The organism is Halococcus hamelinensis 100A6, from assembly GCF_000336675.1.
GTDB lineage: Archaea > Halobacteriota > Halobacteria > Halobacteriales > Halococcaceae > Halococcus > Halococcus hamelinensis.
This window is the reverse complement of sequence record NZ_AOMB01000030.1, coordinates 104,906-121,096: the sequence shown is the minus strand read 5'-3', so window position 1 is coordinate 121,096 and position 16,191 is coordinate 104,906. Positions and strand designations below refer to the sequence as shown.

At 65.5% G+C, this 16,191-nt stretch carries 19 protein-coding genes and 1 tRNA gene; 2 read left to right on the top strand and 18 right to left on the bottom strand.

What is annotated here, in order from left to right:
* Positions 1-125: 125 nt before the first annotated feature.
* The 15 genes from C447_RS09790 to C447_RS09725 all read right to left on the bottom strand — a co-directional run bounded on the left by C447_RS09790 (position 126) and on the right by C447_RS09725 (position 9,064).
* The gene (locus C447_RS09790; protein ID WP_237713367.1) at positions 126-422 is read right to left on the bottom strand and encodes a hypothetical protein; all 297 of its coding nucleotides are present in this window, start codon (positions 420-422) and stop codon (positions 126-128) included.
* Complete coding sequence (locus C447_RS09785; RefSeq protein ID WP_007693371.1) at positions 419-622, bottom strand: hypothetical protein; 204 nt, start codon at positions 620-622, stop codon at positions 419-421. Before C447_RS09785 ends, C447_RS09790 begins: the two co-directional genes overlap by 4 nt.
* Entirely contained in the window at positions 619-792 is a 174-nt protein-coding gene (locus tag C447_RS18185; RefSeq protein WP_010612184.1) for a DUF7563 family protein, read from the bottom strand. Before C447_RS18185 ends, C447_RS09785 begins: the two co-directional genes overlap by 4 nt.
* Positions 785-1,033, bottom strand: a complete 249-nt coding sequence (locus C447_RS09780; RefSeq protein ID WP_007693369.1) for a hypothetical protein — start codon at positions 1,031-1,033, stop codon at positions 785-787. The genes C447_RS18185 and C447_RS09780 overlap by 8 nt, the downstream gene beginning before the upstream one ends.
* Entirely contained in the window at positions 1,026-1,235 is a 210-nt protein-coding gene (locus C447_RS09775; protein WP_007693367.1) for a hypothetical protein, read from the bottom strand. Before C447_RS09775 ends, C447_RS09780 begins: the two co-directional genes overlap by 8 nt.
* Positions 1,232-2,332: a hypothetical protein gene (locus tag C447_RS09770; RefSeq protein WP_007693365.1), complete on the bottom strand. Its 1,101-nt coding sequence runs from the start codon at positions 2,330-2,332 to the stop codon at positions 1,232-1,234. The genes C447_RS09775 and C447_RS09770 overlap by 4 nt, the downstream gene beginning before the upstream one ends.
* A 232-nt stretch (positions 2,333-2,564) precedes the next feature.
* On the bottom strand, positions 2,565-3,206 hold the full coding sequence (locus C447_RS09765; RefSeq protein ID WP_237713366.1) for a hypothetical protein: 642 nt from the start codon (positions 3,204-3,206) through the stop codon (positions 2,565-2,567).
* Positions 3,203-3,505 (bottom strand): hypothetical protein, encoded by a 303-nt coding sequence (locus C447_RS09760; RefSeq protein ID WP_007693363.1) that lies wholly within the window; start codon positions 3,503-3,505, stop codon positions 3,203-3,205. Before C447_RS09760 ends, C447_RS09765 begins: the two co-directional genes overlap by 4 nt.
* Positions 3,498-3,785: a hypothetical protein gene (locus C447_RS09755; protein WP_237713365.1), complete on the bottom strand. Its 288-nt coding sequence runs from the start codon at positions 3,783-3,785 to the stop codon at positions 3,498-3,500. The genes C447_RS09760 and C447_RS09755 overlap by 8 nt, the downstream gene beginning before the upstream one ends.
* Before the next feature lie 386 nt (positions 3,786-4,171).
* Positions 4,172-4,244: transfer RNA gene (locus C447_RS09750), tRNA-Gln, on the bottom strand.
* A gap of 112 nt (positions 4,245-4,356) precedes the next feature.
* Positions 4,357-4,788: a metal-dependent transcriptional regulator gene (locus C447_RS09745; protein ID WP_007693361.1), complete on the bottom strand. Its 432-nt coding sequence runs from the start codon at positions 4,786-4,788 to the stop codon at positions 4,357-4,359.
* Positions 4,789-4,884: 96 nt separating this feature from the next.
* A complete protein-coding gene (locus C447_RS09740) occupies positions 4,885-5,367 on the bottom strand; it encodes a ferritin-like domain-containing protein (RefSeq protein ID WP_029601846.1) in 483 nt (160 codons plus the stop codon).
* A gap of 85 nt (positions 5,368-5,452) precedes the next feature.
* On the bottom strand, positions 5,453-6,664 hold the full coding sequence (gene sufD / locus C447_RS09735) for a Fe-S cluster assembly protein SufD (protein WP_007693359.1): 1,212 nt from the start codon (positions 6,662-6,664) through the stop codon (positions 5,453-5,455).
* An 18-nt stretch (positions 6,665-6,682) separates the two neighbouring features.
* A complete protein-coding gene (gene sufB, locus C447_RS09730; protein ID WP_007693358.1) occupies positions 6,683-8,116 on the bottom strand; it encodes a Fe-S cluster assembly protein SufB in 1,434 nt (477 codons plus the stop codon).
* Between the two features lie 36 nt (positions 8,117-8,152).
* Entirely contained in the window at positions 8,153-9,064 is a 912-nt protein-coding gene (locus tag C447_RS09725) for an ABC transporter ATP-binding protein (RefSeq protein ID WP_007693357.1), read from the bottom strand.
* Positions 9,065-9,283: 219 nt separating this feature from the next.
* Here C447_RS09725 and C447_RS09720 point away from each other — a divergent pair, with 219 nt between their 5' ends.
* The gene (locus tag C447_RS09720) at positions 9,284-11,143 is read left to right on the top strand and encodes an ABC transporter substrate-binding protein (RefSeq protein WP_007693355.1); all 1,860 of its coding nucleotides are present in this window, start codon (positions 9,284-9,286) and stop codon (positions 11,141-11,143) included.
* A gap of 88 nt (positions 11,144-11,231) precedes the next feature.
* Positions 11,232-12,902 (top strand): gamma-glutamyltransferase family protein, encoded by a 1,671-nt coding sequence (locus C447_RS09715; RefSeq protein ID WP_007693354.1) that lies wholly within the window; start codon positions 11,232-11,234, stop codon positions 12,900-12,902.
* Positions 12,903-12,984: 82 nt separating this feature from the next.
* Here the strand turns inward: C447_RS09715 and C447_RS09710 are convergent, their stop codons facing one another.
* From C447_RS09710 to C447_RS09700, 3 genes are all read right to left on the bottom strand, one after another.
* On the bottom strand, positions 12,985-13,779 hold the full coding sequence (locus tag C447_RS09710; protein ID WP_007693352.1) for a ZIP family metal transporter: 795 nt from the start codon (positions 13,777-13,779) through the stop codon (positions 12,985-12,987).
* Positions 13,780-14,020: 241 nt separating this feature from the next.
* Positions 14,021-15,277: an OFA family MFS transporter gene (locus C447_RS09705; RefSeq protein WP_007693350.1), complete on the bottom strand. Its 1,257-nt coding sequence runs from the start codon at positions 15,275-15,277 to the stop codon at positions 14,021-14,023.
* 138 nt (positions 15,278-15,415) lie between these two features.
* Positions 15,416-15,994 (bottom strand): LURP-one-related/scramblase family protein, encoded by a 579-nt coding sequence (locus C447_RS09700; protein ID WP_007693347.1) that lies wholly within the window; start codon positions 15,992-15,994, stop codon positions 15,416-15,418.
* Positions 15,995-16,191 lie beyond the last annotated feature (197 nt).

Here is a 16,191-nt window from a genome sequence, read left to right as displayed (position 1 = left end):
GATAATGGTGTATCTGCAGAACTAAGTGCATCATAAGTCCGCTTCGTAGCGGGACTAAAACGCTCATATTTTGATGGAGCGTCGGTCATCGCTGAATGCACATGGTGTAGAAGTTCATATAGCACTCAACCATCGAGAGCACCCCACGGTTCGACGTCAGCCATCTTTCGGCGGAGCTCGCGAGCGACGTCACTGCCGTACTGCCGAGTCATGCTATTCAGGAACGCCCGGATGTGCTTTCGCGAGGGCTTCACCGGACGGGCGATGCGCTCGCCGGCGTGGCGCTCCTTGTTGTGCCTGGCGGTAGCCTCGTACATCGCCTGGTGGGTGTCACCGGTCGCGCTGGTTCCGCAGATCGGGCAGATCGCGACGTGGTCGCCCTCGAGGGACTCGGTATCGGTAGTGGGGTAGTCGGTGCTCATGCGAAGCACCCCAGTTGAGCCTGTTCGGTCGGGTACCCGATGGTGAGTTCGCCGCTGAAGAACGCGCGGACCTCGTTGTAGTCCTCGGGTTCTCGGCCCACCTTCCGCTCGAACTCGTTGCGGTGCTTGCGACCGTGAGCCGGTCCCGAGAGCGCGTTCGCGGACAGCGGTTTTCCGCAGATGGTGCAGGTCTTGCTCACGAGTCATCACCGACCTGGTGTCGCGGTGAGCGGGCTTCACGGACCTCGCCGCCCTCGCGGACCATGTCCGGATACTGAGGGCAGACGCGGACCGTATCAAGGTGACTCGGCGCGAACACGCGGACGTAGCCCTCGGTGACGAACGACTCGCAGTTGTTGCAGTTAGGCACCGTCACCCTCCTGGTCGTCTTCGAGCCCACGAGTCCATTTATCCGGGATCTCGATGTCACATTCGTCGGCGAAGTCACCCGCGCACTCACCACACAGATGCGCTGTTTTCGGGCCGCGCTCGTACTCCCCCATCGTCCCCGCCTCGAGGAAGTTGAATTCGATCGTGCCGTTGAGGTTGCGCTTCCACTCTTCGCGAGGGACGGCCTCGCCACAGCGGTTGCACACGAGCGCGTCAGTCATACTGGTCCTCCAGGTTGTCGGCACCGAGAGCGGTCCCGGCCGGCTGGCCGGCGGCGTAGAGCGCGAACCCGACGACGAACACCGCGGCGATCGCGGCGGCGGTCGGGCCGACGAACGCCTCGACCAGCGTGTAGACCCCACTGACCAGCGCGATCGAGATGAACGCGCCACCCGCGCGACGCAAGAGCGTCTGGTGGTTCACGCGACTCTAACCCCGGCGTCGATGATGTTCATTCCGCCGTGGAGGTCCGAGGGTCGAATCCCCGAGTTCTCGACGATCTCCTTGTCGCCCGAGGCCCAGTGATTCGAGCCGTCGATGTAGAGCTTCACGGTGTTGTTCACACCGATGTAGGCCGGACCAGTGGCGCGGAAGGTGTTGCCGCGGTCGAAGTGGACGGCACCGCCGCCGTAGTAGTAGGCGGCGTACTCGTCGGGAGCGTTCCTGTGACCGATGTCACAATTGATGAACCGACCTCGGGCCGGCTTGCCACCGATCGAGGACTGCTCTTTCCCCCAGCGGTCGGTGAACACCATGTCCCGCATGTAGGGGTTCGCACAGCCTGCGAACTGCGTTCGTCCCCAGGTCATGCCGCGGCACATGAAGTGCTCGGCCTTCGCGAGGTCGACGAAGTTGTGGTTACCCTTCATCACGACCGCGTAGGGATCCTCGGGGTTGCCGATCACGCGGATCGATGGGCTCCCTCCCCAGGTGAGGATCGTCCCCTGGACCGCGCCGGTGTTGTAGACTCCGTTCGAGACGATGAGGCTTGCATCGCGTTCGACCGGGAACGGCATCTCTTCGAGGAACTCGTTGTACTGGCCGACCACGCCTTGCGTCGCGAGCTCGACCGTGCTCTGGCCGTGCGAGTTCCCGGCGAGCTCGCGCCGTCGTGAGAGTGGGGTGCCACCCCAGTCACCCGACGAGGAGCCGTCACCGCGACTCGGTGGGTTCGAAATCGTTCCCGACCTCCCACCGTGTCCGGAGGTTCCGCCGCTTCCGTTCGAGCTCGAGGAGAGATCAAGCGGGAGTGTTCGCTTGAGTTCCTTCGGAGTGTAGTCGGTGCCGTCGATCGTGATGCAGTCGAGACCGCCGTCGAAGTTCGCGTCGATGAGGACGCCCTCGAATCCGTAGGAGTCGCGGTAGGCACCGCTGAGTTTGCCGGACGCGCGTCGACCGTTTTGTTCGATGCGGTCGGGATCCTCGGTGTTCTGCTTCGGTTTCCACGAACCGCCCTTCGCGAGGAGGTACGTGTAGAAGCCTGTTCGGTTCGCCGCGCCGTGAGTTGTGATGTCGTGCATTTCGGGAGTCGTGCCGCGATTTCGAGATTATTTCAGGGAGACGTGTCATGAGCCAGCCTTGTGAACTGGTTCACCACACGAATCGGGGTCTGTGAACCGCGATGCGACAAGCGCATAGCGGCACACAGGGAGTTCACCCACAGGTAATGAACCTTAACTTACACTACACAGCACAAGCTAAGATTCGTAGGAGATCAGGGGAGGTGGGATACCTCTCTGATAGTGGTCCATCTTAGACCCCTCCTGTGGGGGATCGTGTGGTGAACTTGTTCACAACCCCCTGGTCCTGTGAACTCTCCCGGAGAACGTCGACGTCGACCCGGAGCGCCTTCTTTTTCTCGCGGTGTCCTTTGTGGGTCGGGACGCTCTCGGCCTTCTGGAGCGACGCCCACTCCGCACGGTCGTCCTCAGCGAGGTCGTCGATGAGGTCGTAGGCGTAGCGTCGCGAGCAGTCGACACAGCCCTGTATCTCGCCGGCGTCGACGAGCACCTTCGAGGAGTTGGAGTCACTCTTTCGCATCGCGAACGTCGCGATCGCGGTGATCTTCTCGTCCTTCGAGGTCTTCTTACCGCCGACGTCGGCGATCGCGCTCAGCTGCTCACCGTGCGCCGACACCGCTGTCTGAACGTCCTCGAAATCATCGTTGACCTGGGTAGCCGCCTCTCGCATCGCAACGAGTGGGTCATCGTCCTCGCCAACTTCGACATCGGCACTCGAAACGAGAGCCCGAACACTCGCGATGACGAGCGCGTTCTTCCGGTCGAGCTCGCCGATCCGGTCGTCGAGCCGTCGAGTGTGCTCTCGGAGGGCCTCGACCTCGTCCTCCAGGTCTTCGCGAGTCATCTCTTCGACAGCAGCAGGAGACTCGCTCATGTCGGGCACGTCCTCCCGTCAGCGGGCTCGTAGACCTCACCGATCCGCCGGAGCCGAGCATGGGCCTGTTCGGCGAGTTCTCGATCGATGTTGAGGACTTCGGCGACCGCGTAGACGTCTTCGAGAGCAACGCCTCGCGGTGCATCTTCGCCCTCGTCTTCGTCGACGACGCCATCGAGGAACACGACCACACGCTTGATGTTCGCGGCTACTGCTTTCCCTGGCGAGGTGGTGGTGTCGTACCCGTAGACGTCGCGTTCGAGGTCGGAAACCCGGTCCGCGAGTTCGCGCTCACTCATCGGAACCGTCCTCCTGGGCGCGCTCGACGATCTCCTTGACTTCCTCGTCGACCTCACCGCGCGGCACGTCGACCGTGCTCTCGTCGTCGGACTCTCCGCGCGGGTATTCGTTCTCCTCGGCTTGCCGACCGGCGTCGAGAGCGTCACCGACGAACGTCACCCGGTCGTCGACACCTTCGAGCTCGTAGAGCTTCCGACGGGCTTTGCTACCGCAGGTGATTTGCCCACTCTCGACGTCCAACGCACCGCTGTCTTGGTGTTGTGGATTCTCAGAACTCATCGCGTACCTCCCGTCCGCTGGCTACTGCGCTCACCCTCGGCGGCGAGGTCGCGACCACACTCCGAACACCGGTAACAGCGGACCGAGAGCGCCCCGCACGAGCACGGCGTCCGGTGACCGTAATCAGGAATCTGGGGCTCGTCGACGTGCGAAATAGACGCCGATGGTGCTGGGATAGTGGAACTCACTGCCGACCCCCGTGGCGCGGGCCGTCACGCCAGACGTTTCCACAGTCGGGACACTGACGGCTCCCTTCGAGTAGTGCGATACCGCCGAGAGCCCCACATCGAGGGCACGTCCCCAGGGGTGAACCCCCGACGACCGCCATCACGCAACCCCCACGGCGGTCCCATCGCTACGAAAGTGGATTAATGACAGTGAGTTGATAGTCCCGGGCAGATTCGAACTGCCGTCAACGGCTCCAAAGGCCGTTATGATTGGCCACTACACCACGGGACTGCGCTCACTTCGTTCGCTCGTCCCGTGTACCTCGCAAATCCATCGGATTTGCTCACCACCACGGGACTTCGATCTCGATTATCCTCGATGCGTACTTGAACGCTTCGAGAAGTCAGTCCGCCGCGCTGGGTTCGGCGTCGAGGAGTTCACACACGTCCTCGTCGGGGGCGAAGCAGTCGGGACACTCGCACTCGCGGTCGATGATGGTGTCGAGGCGTTCGGCCACCGTCTCGTCGATCACGCTCTCGAGCTGACTGGCCTCTGTTCGGTAGTCCTCGACGCCGAGCACCGAGACCAGAAAGCGCTCGATGATGCAGTAGGTCTGGAGCGAGTCGCGCGCCCGCTCGATGCCCTCGTCGGTGAGCGTCACGCCCTTGTACTTCTCGTGGTCGGCGAGCCCGCGGGCTTCGAGCTTGCCGATCATCTCGTTGGCGCTCGCGGGGCTCACGCCGAGCGAGTCGGCCAGCCGACCGGTAGACGCCGGCCCGTTCTCGACCTGCTGGACGAGGTAGATCGCCTTGAGGTACTGTTCGGCGGTGTTCACGGCGACCGCCCCCTGCGGCCGCCGTGAGCCGGTCGGAACGTCGCTGCGCTGTTCATCGATCCCCCATCTCGGAGCTACGTGCGTGCTGTGACGTCGTCATTCGCGTGCCTCCATGAGTTTCGTGACGTTCTCCGCGCCGTCGGCCTCCTCGGCGCGGATCCCCGCGAGCGTTTCGACCAGTCGGTCGTGCTCGATGCTGAACGTGGCCTCGCTCGACTCGATCGCGCCGATGAGGTCGTCGTAGAACTTGTACGCGGTCTCCTCGTTCGCGAGCTGGTCGTAGAGGACACCGTCGGTGTCGCGGTCGTGGTCGTAGTGCTGGGCCACCAGCGGCGAGATCTGGTCGAACGGGATCTGCTCGGCGTCGAGCTCGTCGATGAGCGCCGAGAGCCGGTCGCGGTGGTCCGCGGACTCCGCGGCGGCGTGGTCGAGCAGCGCCTCGACCTCGGGGTCGAGGTCCGCCTCGAACGACTGGTGGTGCTGGTTGGCGCGTGCCTCCACGACCTCCTCCAGCACCATCGCGATCTGGAGCAGGCGTGCGAGCTGGTGGTCCGAGGCCACCGGTTGGCTGACGCTCATCCCGACCACCCGGTCGAAACGCGCGCGAAAATCGATGCCTCCGAAGCGGTCATAGCACGATTCCGGACCCCAGGGACTTAAGCGATTACTCCCGAAGGCGTGCCGCCACGAGCTCCGAGAGGTCGTCGCGGAACTCCTCGACCGCTATCTCCTCGAGCACCGGCACGAAGAAGCCCTCCACGAGCATGTTCCGTGCCGTCCGCGGCGAGACCCCGCGCGAGGTCATGTAGAACAGGTCGAGTTCGTCGACCTGCCCCACCGACGCGGCGTGGGAGGCCTCGGTGTCGTGGTTGTTGATGATGAGCTTCGGCGAGGCGTCGGCCTCCGATTCGTCGCTCAGCATCAGGGTGTTCTCGCGCTGGTAGGAACTCGTGTTCCACGCGTCCCGGCCGACGTCCTGGACGCCCTCGTAGACCGACCGGGCGCGGTCGTCGAGCACGCCGCGGGTCACGAGGTCGGCGGTCGTGTGTTCGGCCTCGTGCCACACCCGCGAGGCGACGTCGAAGTGCTGGTCGTTGTGGCCGAAGAACGCACCCACGATGTGGGTCTCGGAGCCCTCCCCCAGCAGTCGCGTCTCGACCGAGGACTTCGTGAGCCGCGAGCCGACGTTGCCCTCGATCCAGTTGAGCGTGGCGTTGGTGTCCGCGTGACCCCGTTTCAGTGTGTAGTCGTAGCTCGTCTCGTCGAGGTTCTGGAGCGAGCCGTACTGGACGTTGGAGTTCTCGCCCGCCGCGATCTCCACCAGCCCGGAGTAGTAGCGCTCGCCGTCCACCTCGTCACCGGTCGTCTGGCGTTCGAGGATCGTCGCCGAACTCGATTTTCCAGTAACGACGAGGGTGTAGTTGAACAGCGACCGGGAGTTCATCCGGGTCCGCACCGTGATGTCCTCGGCGTCGACGCCGTCGGGGACGACGACCACCGTTCCGGTCGAGAACAGCGCGGTCTGGAGCGCCGTGAGGTAGTTCTCCTGGGGGTCGATGACGCTGCCGAAGTGCTCGCGAACGAGCTCCTCGTGGTCGTCGAGCGCCTCGGCGATCGACATGACCTCGACCTCGTCGGGGCCCACCTGGTCCTTCTCCTCGGCCGCGTTCAGCGGGTCGACCAGCGACTCGAAGTCGAGGTCGTAGAGGTTGGTCCAGTTACGACCCGGCGTCCGGATCACGTCCGGCATGTCGAGCTCCGAGAGCGCGCCGAGCGCGTCGAGGCGCTGCTGTAGCAGCCACTCGGGCTCGTCGAGTCGGTTCGATATCTCCCGTACCTGCTCCTCGGTGAGGTTTGCGTGTAGCTGTGTACTCATGTGTCGCGAGACCGGGAGTTACCCGAGGCTCCCCTCCATCTCGAGTTCGATCAGTCGGTTGAGCTCGACCGCGTACTCGATCGGGAGCTCTTCGGTGATCGGTTCGATGAAGCCGGCGACGATCATCTGTTTGGCGTCGTCGTCGTCCAGCCCGCGCGACTGGAGGTAGAAGACGTCCTCGTCGCCGATCTTCCCGACCGTCGCCTCGTGGGCGACGTCGACTTTCGACTCCTCGATCTCCATGTACGGCATCGTATCGGAGGTCGACTCGTTGTCGAACATCAGCGCGTCACACTCGACGGAGGTCGAGGAGTGCTCCGCGCCGTCCGAGATGTGGACCAGGCCACGGTAGTTGGTCCGGCCGCCGTCCTTCGAGATCGACTTCGATTCGATCGTGGACTTGGTCCGTGGCGCGTTGTGGTAGACCTTCGCGCCGGTGTCGATGTTCTGGCCCTCGCCCGCGAAGGCGATCGTGATGTGGTTGTCGGTCGCGCCGCGGCCTTTCAGGATGGTCGAGGGGTAGAGCATCGTGGCCTTCGAGCCCATCGAGCCCGAGACCCACTCCATCGTGCCGTTGGCCTCACAGATCGCGCGCTTGGTGTTGAGGTTGTAGGTGTTCTTCGACCAGTTCTGGACGGTCGAATACTGGACGTGGGCGTCCTCGCCGACGAAGACCTCGACGCCGCCGGAGTGGAGGTTGAACGTCGAGTACTGCGGGGCCGAACAGCCCTCGATGTAGTGGACCTCCGAGCCCTCCTCGGCGATGATGAGGGTGTGCTCGAACTGGCCCATCCCCTCCGAGTTCATGCGGAAGTAGGCCTGGACGGGCATCTCGACGGTGACACCTTCGGGGATGTAGACGAAGCTCCCACCGGACCAGATCGCGCCGTGGAGCGCCGCGAACTTGTTGTCCGACGGCGGGACGTTCTCCGTCATGAAGTGTTCCTTGACGAGCTCGGGGTGTTCCTGGACCGCCTCGTCCATGTTGCAGAAGATGACGCCCTTCTCCTCCCAGCGCTCCTGCATGTTCTGGTAGACGACCTCCGACTCGTACTGGGCACCGACGCCCGAGAGCGCGTTCTTCTCGGCCTCGGGGATCCCCAGCTGGTCGAAGGTGTCCTTGATGTCCTCGGGGAGGTCGTTCCAGTCGTCGACGCCGCCGCGGACGTCGACGTCCGGTCGGATGTAGGGGACGATCTCCTCGATGTCGACCTCCGAGAGGTCGGGCTGGCCCGGCCAGTCGGTCGGCATCGGCATCGCGTGGAACTGGCGGAGCGCGCGGAGGCGGCGCTCGAGCATCCACTCGGGCTCGTCCTTGTCCTCGGAGATGACCCGGATGGTCTCCTCGTCGAGTGCGCCTTTCTCGGTTCTGAACGCGGAGGCCTCGTCCTTCTTGAACTCGAAGCGCTTCTCGGAGTCGGTCTCGCGCAGGTGGTCTTGGTCTGAACTCATGGTTTGTTTCGTTATTGGGTAGTGGTCGTAGCCTTATCAGGCTGTCTCGTATGCCTCTTCGCGGACCCAGTCGTAACCCTCGTTCTCGAGGCGTTCGGCGAGCTCGGGCCCGCCGCTGGTGGCGATCTTCCCGTCGAGCATGACGTGGACGTGGTCGGGCTCGACGTAGTCGAGGATCCGCTGGTAGTGGGTGATCTGGAGGATGCCCGCGCCCTGCTCGTCGCGGAGCGCGTTGATCCCCTTCGAGACGTCCTGCAGCCGGTCGATGTCGAGCCCCGAGTCGATCTCGTCGAGCACGGCGATCGACGGCTCCAGGATCGCGGCCTGGAGCACCTCGTTTTGCTTTTTCTCCCCGCCGGAGAAGCCCGCGTTGAGGTAGCGCTGGGCGAACGTGGTGTCCATGTCGAGCTGGTCCATCTTCTCGGCCATCAGCTCCTGGAACTCCGCGACGCCGACGTCGCCTTCGTCGGCGTTCCCCTCCATCGGTGAGGTGTCGTAGCCCGAGTCCTCCGCTTCTTCCTCCGTCTCGGCCTCCTCGCCCTCCTCGAAGAGGTCGTCGCGCTCTTCGAGCTTGGCGTTCAGCGCCGTCCGGAGGAAGTTCACCATCGTGACCCCCTCGATCTCGACGGGATACTGGAAGCCGAGGAAGACCCCGACCGCTGCGCGTTCGTTGGGTTCGAGGTCGAGGAGGTTCCAGATCCGTTTCTCCTCGGGGATCGTCATCCCCTCGAACTCGTCCTCGTCGAGGTGGACCAGCACCTCGCCCTCGGTGACCTCGTAGGCCGGGTGGCCCGCGATGACCTTCGCGGTCGTGGACTTCCCCGAGCCGTTGGGCCCCATCAGTGCGTGGATCTCGCCCGACGACACTTCGAGGTCGACGCCGTCGAGGATCTTCTCCCCGCCCTCCGCGACCTTCGCGTGAAGGTTCTTGAGCTGTAGCCGTGCCATGTTCCTATCACCGGTAGGTTGGCCCGTGAACCTGATAATGGTTTCCATCCACCCCCAACGATTTTCGATGAAGGAAAATATCTTTCACGCTGGCGAAAGTCGCCGTTGCCCGATGGAACCGGTGGACGACGCCTCACACCCCGCTACTCCTTTCGAATACGTCGTGCTACGTAATTTATCGAAAGAGGTTTGTGGGGCGTCTCCGCGATAACGAATACCGTGACAAACGACAGCAGTGAACGGCCGACGAGGCGACGATTCCTTCTGGCGACGGGGGCGGCGGGCGCGGCCGCGCTCGCGGGCTGTTCCGGCGGGGGAAGCGACGGCGGCTCGAACGGGTCGAGTAACGGCAGTGGTGGTAGTCCCAACGGAACCGCCGGCAACGCCAGCGGCGGGAACGCCACCGCCGGCGCGAGCGGCGGGTCGAACGAGCGCGGTCGGCTCGACCTCGTCAGCGCCAGCGTCTCGTCGTTCGACCCGATCGCGGCGTCCGATACGGCCTCGGGCGCGGTGACCACGCAGGTCTTCGACGGGCTGATGACCTATCCGAACGGCGAGATACCGGTCACGAACCTCATCGCAGCCGATTACGAGGTCTCCGACGACTACACGACCTACACCTTCTCGCTGAAGGAGGGAGTGAAGTTCCACAACGGCGACGAAGTCACCGCGAACGACTTCGTCTACAGCTACGAGCGCCTCGCGGCGTCGCCGAACTCCCAGGCGGTCGCGGACATCCTCGATTCGGTCGGGGTCGCCCACGAGACCGACGGCGACGACGCCTACAGACCCGGAACGCTCGCCACCGAGGCGGTCGACGACTACACCTTCCGGTTCGAGATCGAACAGCCGTTCCACGCCGCGCTCCAGGTGCTCTCGAACAACCAGTTCGCGGCGGTCCCCGAGGGGATCGTCGGCGACATCGAGGGCTACGACGGCGAGATGGAACAGGGCGCGTTCGCGAACGACCCCGTCGGCGCGGGGCCGTTCCGGTTCGCGGGCATGGATGCCGGCACCGCGGTCGACGTCGAGCGGTTCGAGAACTACCACGGCGAGGTCCCACAGGTCTCGGGGGTCAACTGGCAGATAATCGAGGACTCGAGTTCGATCTACAACTACGTGGTCGGCCGGAACGCGGACGTCTTCAACATCCCGACCGCCCAGTACCAACAGGAGAAGGCCACGATCGAACGCACCGACGACCAGGGCCGACGCCACGGCACCTACGGCCCGCTCAGGAACGGCGCGACCGTGAACTACCTCGAAGTGCCGTCGCTGTCGGTCTACTACATCGGTTTCAACGTCCCGAACGTGCCGACGCCCGTCCGGAAGGCGATGGCGTACGCCCTCGACCAGTCCACCATCGTCGACCAGGTGTTCAAGGGGCGTGGGCTGCCGGCGTACCACTACACCGTCCCGAGCATCTACCCCGGCGGGCCGGAGGCCTACCAGCGCCACGCGAAACAGCAGTACCCCTACGGCTACAACGAGACACGCCTCGACGAGGCCCGCCGGATGATGGAGGAGGCGGGTTACAGCCAGAGCGACCCGTTCGAACTCGGGTTCACGATCTACCAGTCCGACACGTGGCTCCAGACCGCGAAGCTCCTCCGCGACCAGCTCGCGAGCGCCCACATCGAGATGACGATCCAGCAGATCCAGTTCTCGGCGTTGCTCGAACAGGTACAGAACGGCAACGTCGAGGCGTTCACCCTCGGGTGGATCGTGCCGTGGGCCGCGCCGGACGCCTTCCTCAAACACCTGAACCCGGCGACCTCGGACACCAGTGCGGCCTCGCCCGAGTCGTACTCGAACCAGCCCACCGACACCGAGACCGCCCAGCGCGCCATCTCGGCGTGGGAGACGGTCCAGAACAACCCCGCGCCGACCGACGCAGCCCAGCAGGCCCGCAACGACGCCTACGTCACGATGGAGGAGGCGAACTGGGAGACGGTGGCGAGCCTCCCGGTCTACCACGAGACGACGCCGCGGTTCTGGTACGAGGCGGTCGACATCCCGCCGTTCGGGGTCGCCGGCGACTACAAACAGAAGTTCAACCAGGTCTCCATCAGCGGCTGATAACCGTCGCGTGCGGACGAGCGATCCCTCATCGGCGAGGGGTCTCGGTCGGCAGGGGATTTACGATGGTGGCCGGTGGAGTGATGGCATGCCAGCACCCGACCTGGACCGATTCACCTCGCGGCGCTCGACCGTCTACGCTACCGAAGGGGTCGTCGCCACCAGCCAGCCGCTCGCCGCCGAAGCGGGCGTCGAGAGCCTCCGGGAGGGCGGCAACGCCTTCGACGCCGCCGTCGCCACCGCCGCGGCGCTCAACGTCGTCGAACCCACGAGCACGGGCCTCGGCGGCGACGTCTTCGCGCTCTATCGCACCGCCGACGGCGAGGTCGGCGCGATGTCGTCCTGTGGCGGCGCGCCCGCCGAGGCGACGATCGAGAACGTCCGCGAGTCGGTCGAGACCCACGAGGACGCCGACGACTGGTATCCCGCCGATCGGGGGGCGGCGGTCGACAGCGGCGGCGAGCGCGGGATGCCGTTCCTCGGTCCGCACGCCGTCACCGTTCCCGGGACGGCGCGAGGGTGGGAGACGACCGTCGAGCGCTTCGGCCGTGGCTCACTGAACGATGCACTCCAGCCCGCGATCCGCTATGCGATGGACGGCTACCCCGTCTCGGAGGTCATCGCCGACAGCTGGCAGGCCGCCGAAACCCTGTTCACCGACGACAACGCCGCCGAAGCCTACCTGAACGACGGGCGCGCGCCGAGGGTCGGCGAGCGCATGCGCCTGCCCCGCCTCGGCGAGAGCCTCGAAGCGATCGCCGCCGAGGGTGCGGACGTGGTCTACGAGGGCCGGATCGGTGAGGCGATCGCCGACGAGATCCAGTCGAAGGGTGGATTCCTCACGACGGACGACCTCGCGGCCTTCGAGCCGACCTTCCCCGACCCGGTCTCGACCCGCTATCACGGGGCCGAGGTCTACGAACTCCCGCCGAACAACCAGGGACTCGTCGCGCTCGAAGCCCTCAACATCGCGAGCGAGGTCGACGCCGGGAGCCATCCCCTCGACTCGCCCGAGCGCGTCCACTCCTTCGCGGAGGCCACGAAACGCGCGTTCCACGACGGCCACCGCTACATCACCGACCCGACCTACGAGGACGTGCCGCCGCTCGCATCCACCGACTGGGCCGAGCGACGCGCGGCCGACATCGACGCGACCGCAAGCGACGTGACCTTCGGGGTGCCCGACTCGCAGGCCGAGGACGCCGATACGGTCCTCCTGTGTGTCGCCGACGCCGCGGGCAACGTGGTCTCGTTCATCAACTCGCGCTTCGCGGGCTTCGGGAGCGGGTTGGTCGCCGGCGACACCGGGATCGCCCTCCAGAACCGCGGCGCGTCGTTCTCGCTCGACCCCGACCACCCGAACAGCCTCGAACCGGGCAAGCGACCGTTCCACACCCTCATCCCCGGCCTCGTGGATTTCGCGCCCGACGAGAGCCGTGACGACTGGGCCGCCTTCGGCGTGATGGGCGGGTTCATGCAGCCCCAGGGTCACGTTCAGGTGGTCTCGAACGTCGTGGACTACGACCTCCCGCTCCAGGCCGCGCTCGACTTGCCACGATGGCGCTACCGGGAGGACGGTTCGCTCGCGATCGAGGGACGGATGGATGGAAACCTCACGACCAAACTCGCGCGGATGGGTCACGACGTCCGGGTGCTTCCACCCGTGCAGTTCGGCGGGGCACAGATCGCGCGGAACAGTGAGGGCGTGCTCTCGGGCGCGACCGAACCCCGAAAGGACGGCACCGTCGTCGGTTACTGAGCCCGCACGAGTCCGTCGTGAGCCGCGAGCACGCTGGTATGTGGGGGGATCCCCCCCATTGTCCGTTGCGGTGGCCGACGTCTCAGACGAGAAGCAAGACGGCAGTGTAGCCGACCGCGCCGGCCGCGAACGCCCACCATCGGCTCTCGAAGTTCTCCGGGAGCTCCTCTTTGATCACGTTGAGAATGATCCCGCCAGCGAGGAAGGCGACCAACACGGCGACGAGCGCTTCGCCGACCTCGAAGAACGCGCCGATGGCCGCCCCGACGACGACCGCGGACGAGAGCACCCACCGACCGACGTCGTGATATCGGTGTTCGTGGTCCTCGCGCAGACTGGAGTCGTTGACGACGAAGTGCACTCCCATGGCGACGGCGAACAGCACGGTCGCCGTGGGACCGGCCCGATCGTGGAGGAGGTAGCCGATGATCCCGTTGTAGAGCGCGAACGAACCGATATGGATCCAGAAGACCCCAGCATCCGGCAGCGAGATCTCGAACGAGGTGTCGTCCTGTTGTGAGCGGGTGACCAGCCGTTCGAGACCGTAGAACACGGCGAATCCGGCGAGCGCGACGAGATAGACGTGATGCTCGAAGAAAGCCGCGACGAACACGTCGCTCTCTTCGAGTATTTCGCCTCGTTCTTCGAGTTCGGGGAACAGGTGAACGAAGACGTACGCGACCGAGATGCCGCCCCCGAACGAGAGCCATCCGCTTCGCGGGACACGATCGATGGCACGGAGCCCGCCCGCGAGCAAGTGGACGACCGCGAGCGCGATGGCCGCCGCGAAAACCACCCCGGTTCCGGGTTCGAACTCGACGAGAGCGCCCCCGACTCCCGAGATGCTCTTCACGACGGTGGCTTCGGGTTCCCACACGGAGTGAACCAACGTATCGAAAGCGGAACAGCCCTCGGATGGGGGCGCACGTCGAGCACTCACCGATCCACACTCAGTACAGGATCCACACCCGATACAGGCTCGCCGAAACCCCGTGTGGGAGGCATCTTCGACGACACGACGTCGACCCGCAGCGACGATCCGGCCACCCGAGGACGGCTCCCTCAAGGGTGACGCGGGCCGACGAGACGAGGGAACCAGCAGTAGCGATTGGTAGCGGTCATTCGGGCGGTCTGAGGGCGATGGACATGAGGCCGGCGAGGATCGCGAGCACGCCGCCGGCGAGGAAGGTCGGCGTCCAGCCCGCGACCGCGATCAGCCAGCCCGCGACCGCGCCGCCGAGCACGCCGCCGCCGACCTTGCCCATGTAGACCAGCGCGTAGTTACTGGAGGAGTTGGCTTCGCCGTAGTAGTCGCCGACGAGACTGGGATAGAGCGTGAACTGCGGGCTCCAGAAGAAGGTGGTGACGACGACGGCGGCGATGAACCCCACCCCGGACCCCAGCCGACCGAGCCAGACCATCGCGAACAACCCGAACCCCGAGACCAGCGACATCACCACGATGGCCCACTTCCGGGAGACTCGATCCGAAACCCCGCCGACGACGACCCGACTCAGGCCGCCGACCAGGGCGAGCACCGTCGCGGAGGTGGTGGCGACCGCGGCGGCGAGGCCGAAGCTCTGGGCGAACGAGACCACCTTCGCGGTCACCAGCAATCCGGCGGCGTTGACGAACGTGAAGGTCACGAAGAGGACCCAGAACTGCCAGGTCCGGAGCACCTCGCGCGGGGTGTACTGGCGGCGGGTGTCCGGGTTCGAAACTCCCCCGTCGGCGGAGGTCCGTGTATCGTCCTCGTTCCCGTCGACCAGCCAGTCCTCCGGCGGGTCGCGGAGCGCGAGCGCGCCGACGAGGATACCGACCCCGATCAGGAGGCCCATGTTCCGGAGGACCTCCGAGTAGGCTCCGATACCCGTGTTCGCGCGGACGTAGGGGATGAACGCGGCGCTCCCGGCGGCGAAGGCCATCGTGCCGATCCCGGTGGTGAGCCCACGCTTGTCGGGGAACCACTTGAGCGCGGTGTTCACCGCCACCGTGTAGACGATACCGACCCCGAGCGCGCCGAGCGAGTAGAGCAGGTAGACCTGCCAGATCGCGCTCGCGTAGGCTAATCCGAGGTAGCCCCCGCCGGCGAGCACGCCCGCGACGAGGCTGATGGTCCGGGGGCCGTGGTTGTCGCGCCAGATCCCCACCGGGAACTGCGAGAGCGACTGGATCGCGACGAACAGCGTGAAGACCACGCCGAGCGCCGAGAGCTGGACGTTGAGGTCGGCGGCGAGCGGGCCCTCGATCGACGACCAGACGTACTGGTAGGGACTGATGAGCCCCATCATCAGCGCGGCGGCGACGACCTGCCACCAGCGCGACCGGCCCAGAACCTCCTTCGCGCGTGCCCCGTGGTCGATGTCGGACGCCACGTTACGCCGTTCGCCCCTCGTCGAATCGAACGTGACGCGACGTTCCCCACCCGTTCCACGGACGGCGGCCGGTGTTCATACGCCCGGTTCGCCGCTGGCCCGAATAAGTACCGCGAAACCAGCGGGATTCGCGGTCGGTCAGTTCCCCTCGATGGCGTCGATCACCATCGCGGCCGCGACCACGGCCTCCTTCGGAACGTCGCTCGCGTCGTCGATCCTGACGGTGTACTCGTCGCGGAGCGAGAACCGACCGTCGATCGACCCCACGTGGCCGCCACCGGCGTCGGTGATCTCGTACGAATGGGGGATGAACGAGAAGAGGTCGGTGGCGTATCTGAGGAGGTCCGCGAGCATGCTCCCGGATTCGATCCGCGCGATGACGGACTCGTCGTCCGGGTCGCGGAGGGTCCACTTGTCGGTCAGCATCGTCCACTGTCTGTCGAGGACGACCACCGGTTCGCCGGTGACGTCGTCGGTGAGGGTGTAGTTGCCGGCGACGTCGAGGATGCCGCCCGCCGTGACGGTGAACACCGGGTCGCCGTCCGGGCCGACGAACGGGAACTCCTCCTTCAGCCGGAACATCTTCTGTGAGCCCTTGAGGACCACGTCGCCCGTCGAGTCGTAGGCCCGGTACTTGTTCCGAACCAGCGACTGTACGACCCGGTACTCGTCGTCGGTGAGTTCGATACCCGCGAGAACGTCGTCGGTGTGCGACATTGGTCGGTTCTCGCCGGTCGGGGTGAAATAGGTTCGTACGTGTGGCCGCGGGAAACGGGGCGGGCCGCCGCCCCGGCGGCGGTGCGGCCGCGTGGCGGTGCTGGGCGGTCGGAGGGGGTTACGGTCGGCGGCTGCGGTGGCGGAACCTGGTAGATGAAGGGCGAGCGCAGCGTGGCCGACCGGAGGGAGGCCACGAA

Bases quoted from the DNA above. Each gene is read 5' to 3' on its own strand.
- C447_RS09790 (WP_237713367.1), bottom strand. From the start codon at position 422: ATGAGCACCGACTACCCCACTACCGATACCGAGTCCCTCGAGGGCGAC.
- C447_RS09780 (WP_007693369.1), bottom strand. From the start codon at position 1,033: ATGACTGACGCGCTCGTGTGCAACCGCTGTGGCGAGGCCGTCCCTCGC.
- C447_RS09770 (WP_007693365.1), bottom strand. From the start codon at position 2,332: ATGCACGACATCACAACTCACGGCGCGGCGAACCGAACAGGCTTCTAC.
- C447_RS09765 (WP_237713366.1), bottom strand. From the start codon at position 3,206: ATGAGCGAGTCTCCTGCTGCTGTCGAAGAGATGACTCGCGAAGACCTG.
- C447_RS09760 (WP_007693363.1), bottom strand. From the start codon at position 3,505: ATGAGTGAGCGCGAACTCGCGGACCGGGTTTCCGACCTCGAACGCGAC.
- C447_RS09755 (WP_237713365.1), bottom strand. From the start codon at position 3,785: ATGAGTTCTGAGAATCCACAACACCAAGACAGCGGTGCGTTGGACGTC.
- C447_RS09740 (WP_029601846.1), bottom strand. From the start codon at position 5,367: ATGAGCGTCAGCCAACCGGTGGCCTCGGACCACCAGCTCGCACGCCTG.
- sufD (WP_007693359.1), bottom strand. From the start codon at position 6,664: ATGAGTACACAGCTACACGCAAACCTCACCGAGGAGCAGGTACGGGAG.
- sufB (WP_007693358.1), bottom strand. From the start codon at position 8,116: ATGAGTTCAGACCAAGACCACCTGCGCGAGACCGACTCCGAGAAGCGC.
- C447_RS09725 (WP_007693357.1), bottom strand. From the start codon at position 9,064: ATGGCACGGCTACAGCTCAAGAACCTTCACGCGAAGGTCGCGGAGGGC.
- C447_RS09715 (WP_007693354.1), top strand. From the start codon at position 11,232: ATGCCAGCACCCGACCTGGACCGATTCACCTCGCGGCGCTCGACCGTC.
- C447_RS09700 (WP_007693347.1), bottom strand. From the start codon at position 15,994: ATGTCGCACACCGACGACGTTCTCGCGGGTATCGAACTCACCGACGAC.